Here is a 6,044-nt window from a genome sequence, read left to right as displayed (position 1 = left end):
CCCCCGACCACAACGCACGACCACCAATTTCGGCGGTTTAGCGGGCCAGTTAGATGCTGTCCCGGTATCCGGCGGCCAGCTCGCGCAGCTGCGCGGCCGCATCCGTATAGGCGCGCCTGCTCGCCGCGACGTGCTGCTGCACCTGGCCCACGATCTGATCCAGCGTCGACACCACAAGCTGCGTTCCCGCCGGCGACTCAGCTACCGGCATCATCGCGTCCACCTGGGCGCGGGCCTGCTCACGTAGCCGCTGCACCGCTGCACGTCCCTCAGCAGCCGCCGCGACCGCCGCGGCGACGATCTGGGTGCCTTGCTCATCCAAATGCTGCAACGCCCCGTGCTGCCGCGCCCACTGCCCGTGGGCTTCCTCAAGCCTGTCTGCCAGTGCCACGCCGCCGGCCGGCGGCGTTCGGGCCCCCCCAGGTGTCGCGCCGAAGTTGAATTCGATGGCCTGATCGACTTCGGGGAACAGTGCCTCACCGCGCGCCAGCAGCCGATCGATCACATCGTCGGCAAATTGCCGCAGACTCGGGTCAGCCACACCCACACATTAGCGCCGGAACCGGCCAAGAACTACGGGTGAGATCGCGGGCGGACCCGGGAGGACACTCCGGGGGCGACTCTGTTATCTCGCGCGGCCGGCCAAAACCCCGTACACCGGCACTTCAGAAACAGCCACTTCCCGAGCCCGCGAACCTCAACGCTACGACAACTCGCGTCTGGGCTCAATACCCATGGTGGACGCCCGGGTTGGATTGGCCGACCAACGCCCGCTGATTGTGCCCGTCCGCGGCCACCCCATAGCGAGCCATTTGATAGTTGATCGACGCGCACGCATTAGCCACCGGATCCCAAATATGATTCGACGTCCCCGGCTGGTGATAGTGCGCGAACGTGCCCGGCACCAGCTGCCACACTCCGCGGCTGGAATTCTGTGGCCCGCCATCGGTTTGGCGCGCACCATGCGCATTCGTATCAATCAAATTGATTGCGTCAGTACGAAACCCGGACTCATGTTCGGCGATCGTCGTCATACCCGCCACCCAATGCGCCCGGGCCCGCGGATCCGAAATACCCATCCGATCCAACGCCTCTTCCAGATAGCGATGCACAGCCTCTCGGCCGCCCGCCCAGACCCCTTTACCCTCAAAAGAGACCTCAGACAACGGAATCGCCGCCTGAGCCACCCCAGCTGCACCGGCAGCCAAGCGGCCCGACGCCCCGGCGCCAGCACGCCCCGACCCCGCCATCCCGCCGAAGCCGCGGCCCATCAACGAGGTCGGTAACCCGGCCAGGCCACTCAAACCACTCAACCCGCCCCCGCCACCACCCAGCGACGGGATCGAACCCATCCCCGACAGCACCGAGGACAACCCGCCCATCCCGCCGCCGCCCATTCCGCGATAGCCCATCGCCAACTGCCGCAACCGCAACGCCAACACCCGGTTCTGCTCCGTGGTGGCCTGCACCTGGCGCTGCATCGCCGCCAAATGCTCCTCCATCGTCGCCACCACCAACCGCACCCCCGCCGGTGACGACGCCAACGGCCCCGCCGCCGCCCCGGCTACCCGCGCCTGATCCCGAATCGCCCCCGCACCAGCCCGCCCCGTTGCCCCGGCCGCCGTGCCCTCACCGCTCGCCTGCCCCGACTCCACATCAAGGCCCACCACCGCCGCCCGGCCCCGCGAATACTGCCCACCCGCGGTGACCACCCCACCGGCCAACCGGCTCCGGCCACCAGGAACCTCAGGTACCGAGACGCCCCCGTCACCACCACCGGCAGCAAACACACCACCGCCACCGCCACCACCAGCCGGGAACAAACCATGCCCACGAGTCAGCAGCCGATCCACCCCGGCCACGAACTCCCCAACACTCACCCACCAAAACTAACCCGCCCAAAACCCCCCGACCACAACGCACGACCACCAAAAAGCCGGCGGGACCATCTCGGAACGGTCGAGGTTGTCGTCAGTTCCTGCCCAGCAGCGGGTCAACTTGCCTGTTGATGCTCTGAAAAGGAGGCCCAAATACATGCCCTAGCAATGATATCGATTGATATCATCGGAACATGAGCGATCTACTCATCCGTGATGTACCTGACGACGTCCTGGCCCGTCTCGACGCGCGGGCGGCTGAGCTGGGACTCTCCCGCGCCGAATACATCCGGCGCCGACTCGCCCAAGACGCGCGAACATCGCGGATCACCGTAACCCGCGACGACCTGCTGCGCAGCACGCAAGCCACCGCAGGTCTATTAGACAAGAACCTCATGCGCGAGGCCTGGAGTTGAACCAGCGCTGGCTGATTGACAAATCCGCTTTTGCCCGACTCGGGATCGCCACGGAACCCGACACCTGGGCCAACCGCATCGAACGCGGCCTTATCCACATCAGCAACCTCACACGCCTCGAGATCGGGTACTCGGCACTCTCCGGGGAGGACGCACGACGGCAGTTCCGGCAATCACCCCTGGCTGCAATGCCACTCGAATACCTCACACCCGCAATCGAGGATCGTGCACTCGAGGTACAAATCCTCCTAGCCGATCGCAGCCAGCACCGAGGCGTCTCCATCCCGGACCTCATCGTCGCAGCAACCGCAGAACTCTGCGGCCTCATCGTCCTGCACGTCGATAAAGACTTCAACACCATCAGCAAAATCACCGGCCAACCCACCGCCCGCCTAAACCTCATCAACCAATAAAAGCTAGAGCGACGTATCGAGCAGAGATCCGCAGTGCCGCAGTGCAACACACAGCCTGAGACGACGCCCGGCCGGGCCGGCCGGCCGCGTACGGTCACGCAGCATTCCGGTCGATATAGATGTGGTCGAGAGAGAAGTACCGGCTAACCTTGCCACATGGCCAAAGCGCGGCGATCCCCCTGGATGAACGAACGCACGTCGCTCCTGCTAGCCCGGCTAGGCGAGTACGAGATGACGCTGCCCGAAGACATCGCGCGACAGCTTATTTCCGACCACCTCGACACAACAGCGGAGCTGATGCGCATCGGCCGCCAGGCCGCCAAGTTCTACGTCACCGACGACGTTATCGCCAAGATCGCCGATCAGCTACTTGGGATTGACCAAGCCAAATCACACGACGGCGTCGTATCAATAACCGCGGCCCGCCGCAGAAAGACATCAGCGAAGCTCTGCGGATCGCCCTCCCTTGAACGTTGAAGCGTGATAGCGACGCAGGCCGAAGGCGTCGCCTAGCCGACCAGATACGGTCCCGCAGCCTTCCTTTTGACGTTCACGCGGCAGAACGCGTGCGCCGATCCGTCTGGTGCTGAACGAGCACCGGTACCGACGAGCACGCGCACGGTCTCAAAGCGAATTAAGCGTGTCCGCCAAGCTATTCAACATCCCCGGACTCAGGGGACCATCACCGCGACAAGCCCTCATACCCTGCACACGTTGATCTCGAAGGGCACGCAGCAGATTAAGTTGAGCATCAATAGACGGATCAAGATCAACGTCGGTCAGATACGACGCGGAAACACCGAAGAACTCAGCGATCGCACATAACACGACGGTGCCAGGGCTCTTTTCGCTGCCATCCCGAAGGCGCCCGAGGTCCTCCGGTGTTACTGAAACACCCGCAACCGCGGCCGCAACGGTAGCGTTGGAAACTTCGGGTCCACCAACTGGATGCATGACATCGAAAAGCTTATTCAGGCGCCCTGCCAGCTCCATGGATTCCCCAAATCTACTGAAGCACGAAGTCTTTGAATGTCAGCCGTATACCGCACACCCACGCCGCGTACACCACATTCGCCAGGTCGCCGCCATGCTGTTCCCAACACAACAACGCTTCCATCCGGCGGGCCTCCACGAAATACTTTACATAGCTGACGATTTGCGCCGCATTTTCGAAGCCATCAAGCCCGGGGCGTTGCGTGCCGGCCAGCAGATGCGCCTTGTCGTATTCCGCTCGCAGCGCCGCCCACTCCTCCCTCGCCGGCCAGTTCCCCGCCACCAACGCCCGACCCACTGCCTGCACCACCGCCGACACACCCTCGGCGTCATCACCGAAAACCAGCCGCCGCACCAACTCTCGGCAATACCTCCGCATCACCGACGGATCGGCATCCTTCACAGCGGCATACAAAGCTGGGTCCACCGTTTTCAGCCGATGCGAACGATCACGCGACAGCTGCGACGCCAGACTATCCACCCCCGAAGGCGCCACACCCACGGCCATCTCAGGCACCGGGTCCCCGGTCAGGTATTCCGACGGCAACGCCCACGACGTCGCCACCGCCGACACCTCCTCACCCAACGACCGCGCCGCCCGCACCACCTTGTCCGCCGGATTCACCCAGCCGAACCAGCGCGCATCGAAATCCTCATTGAAGACCGCCGCAATCGGCATCGTCTTATGCAGAAAAACACCCGGCGGGATATAGGTAGCGCCGTCGTTCGTGGCCACCCACAACGAAATCCCGCCCGTCCGATCCCGGGACACCGCCACCGCCCAATCCAAACCCGGATCGATCACTGACGCCGCACCAGCAAGATCCGCCACCGCCATCCGCGCCCGCCCAAGATCCGTCTCCGCGCTGTCCCGAACAACCTGCGAAACGCGGCGCCGACCCCCCACCGGCATCAAACCAGCAGAACTACCACCAGCAGTCGACACCGCGCCCTCAGCCGTAGCCGCCAAACCCGCCGGCGACCCCGCGCCCACACTGGCCGGCGCCGGACTCGACATCGTCGGCGGCAACACCGACCCATAAGGCGCTAACCCGGCCCCGGCTCCCATCGCGGGCACCCCCGCGCCCGAAGGCGCCGAAGAGATAGGCGCCGCAACAGCAGCCGCGGCAGGTGCCGCCGCTGCGGCAGTACTTTCCACCGGAGCCGCCATCAAAGGTGTCAACGGAGCCGAAGGAGGCGCAGCCGCCGGCATAGCTCCCGCCGCCGAAGCCCCAGCCGCCAGACCACGCCCGAAATCCGCACCCAACGAAGACAACGCAGGCGGAGGACTCACCGGTGACGACAGACCGGCCGTCGACGGAAAGCCCGTGGCCCCAGGGAATTTGCCGAAGCCCTGCAACATCGACATCGGAAACCCGGGCACACCACCCCCGCCACCCGGCATGCTCGGCAACGAAGGCAAACCACCCCCACCCAACGACGACAACGGATTTGGAGTCGGGCGCAGTGCCGGTTCACCTGGTCCTGTTGATGGACTCAAATGTGGTCCACTTGGCAGGTGTGGGTTGTTGCCTCCTGATCCATCACGTGTAGCGCCACCGCGTCCGGCTTGACCAGTCGGGTTAGGAGTCGGTGGACTCGGAGAAACGGGATCGTCTGTTGATGGATCTTGATTTGAGCCATTTCCTGTCTGTTTAACTTTTGGACCGTGGCCACCGCCCTCTGGGCTGAGTGGAAATCGGTTGGTAAAAAGGAGGGTGTCTTTGGCGACGTGTGCCCGTAGCTGTGCCCCAGCCTCTTCAATACCGGCCCGATGTGGTGCAAGGATTACCGCTATCTGCGCGATCGACTGACCGCTCATACTTTTGAGAAACGCCTGGATTTCTTGGTGGGCTTCATTGTTTTCGCGGAGCATCACTCGCTTGGTGTCTCTTACATCGCCTGCGGACCGCCCGACTAGAAAACCACCGAAGCTCCACATTTCAGCAATTTCGAACTTGTCTGACACCTCGCGGCTATAGGCGTCATACGCGCGGTCGGCACCCTCACCGGCCGTCCAATAGGTGCTGAACACTTCCTGCATCGCCCGGTGGGCCTCTGTCGCCGCCTCTTCGGTTATCCGGCCGTTCTCGCGCCACTGCTCGCCAAGCGCGGCTACCTGCGTTTCTGAATCCAGCGGCCACACCAACGGCCCGAACAACAGCGTCACAAACGCGCCCTGCGGTGGTGGATGATCACCAGCCACATGCGGAACCGACGGAACACCCGGATGCGACAACGGGTTCGACGCCGACTGGAGATGAGTCCTAAGCAGCTTCTCTACCTGCTTATTGTTCCGCTCCGCCCACCAGTCCTGGACCTCAACACCAGAAACCGTTGCCATT

7 protein-coding genes are annotated in these 6,044 nt (G+C 63.7%); 3 read left to right on the top strand and 4 right to left on the bottom strand.

What is annotated here, in order from left to right:
* Positions 1-49: 49 nt before the first annotated feature.
* A complete protein-coding gene (locus AC5Y46_RS23515) occupies positions 50-541 on the bottom strand; it encodes a DUF4226 domain-containing protein (protein WP_176234856.1) in 492 nt (163 codons plus the stop codon).
* A 184-nt stretch (positions 542-725) separates the two neighbouring features.
* Positions 726-1,880: a transglycosylase SLT domain-containing protein gene (locus AC5Y46_RS23510; protein ID WP_499993383.1), complete on the bottom strand. Its 1,155-nt coding sequence runs from the start codon at positions 1,878-1,880 to the stop codon at positions 726-728.
* Between the two features lie 191 nt (positions 1,881-2,071).
* Between AC5Y46_RS23510 and vapB the strand changes: the two genes are divergently transcribed.
* The 3 genes from vapB (at position 2,072) to AC5Y46_RS23495 (ending at position 3,183) form a co-directional block, all read left to right on the top strand.
* Positions 2,072-2,293: a type II toxin-antitoxin system VapB family antitoxin gene (gene vapB, locus AC5Y46_RS23505; RefSeq protein ID WP_084954056.1), complete on the top strand. Its 222-nt coding sequence runs from the start codon at positions 2,072-2,074 to the stop codon at positions 2,291-2,293.
* Positions 2,290-2,706, top strand: a complete 417-nt coding sequence (locus tag AC5Y46_RS23500) for a PIN domain nuclease (protein ID WP_438269251.1) — start codon at positions 2,290-2,292, stop codon at positions 2,704-2,706. Before vapB ends, AC5Y46_RS23500 begins: the two co-directional genes overlap by 4 nt.
* A gap of 156 nt (positions 2,707-2,862) precedes the next feature.
* Entirely contained in the window at positions 2,863-3,183 is a 321-nt protein-coding gene (locus AC5Y46_RS23495) for a hypothetical protein (protein ID WP_473140150.1), read from the top strand.
* Between the two features lie 147 nt (positions 3,184-3,330).
* Here AC5Y46_RS23495 and AC5Y46_RS23490 read toward each other — a convergent pair whose 3' ends face one another.
* Both AC5Y46_RS23490 and AC5Y46_RS23485 read right to left on the bottom strand, forming a co-directional pair.
* Entirely contained in the window at positions 3,331-3,699 is a 369-nt protein-coding gene (locus tag AC5Y46_RS23490; protein ID WP_499993381.1) for an XRE family transcriptional regulator, read from the bottom strand.
* A 13-nt stretch (positions 3,700-3,712) separates the two neighbouring features.
* Positions 3,713-6,043 (bottom strand): EspK C-terminal domain-containing protein, encoded by a 2,331-nt coding sequence (locus tag AC5Y46_RS23485; RefSeq protein WP_499993380.1) that lies wholly within the window; start codon positions 6,041-6,043, stop codon positions 3,713-3,715.
* Position 6,044: the final 1 nt, after the last annotated feature.

This window comes from Mycobacterium sp. NGS59, from assembly GCF_059812345.1.
The sequence above is the reverse complement of the archived record's forward strand: the minus strand, read 5'-3'. Positions and strand labels throughout refer to the sequence as shown.

Bases quoted from the DNA above. Each gene is read 5' to 3' on its own strand.
- vapB (WP_084954056.1), top strand. From the start codon at position 2,072: ATGAGCGATCTACTCATCCGTGATGTACCTGACGACGTCCTGGCCCGT.
- AC5Y46_RS23495 (WP_473140150.1), top strand. From the start codon at position 2,863: ATGGCCAAAGCGCGGCGATCCCCCTGGATGAACGAACGCACGTCGCTC.
- AC5Y46_RS23490 (WP_499993381.1), bottom strand. From the start codon at position 3,699: ATGGAGCTGGCAGGGCGCCTGAATAAGCTTTTCGATGTCATGCATCCA.
- AC5Y46_RS23485 (WP_499993380.1), bottom strand. From the start codon at position 6,043: ATGGCAACGGTTTCTGGTGTTGAGGTCCAGGACTGGTGGGCGGAGCGG.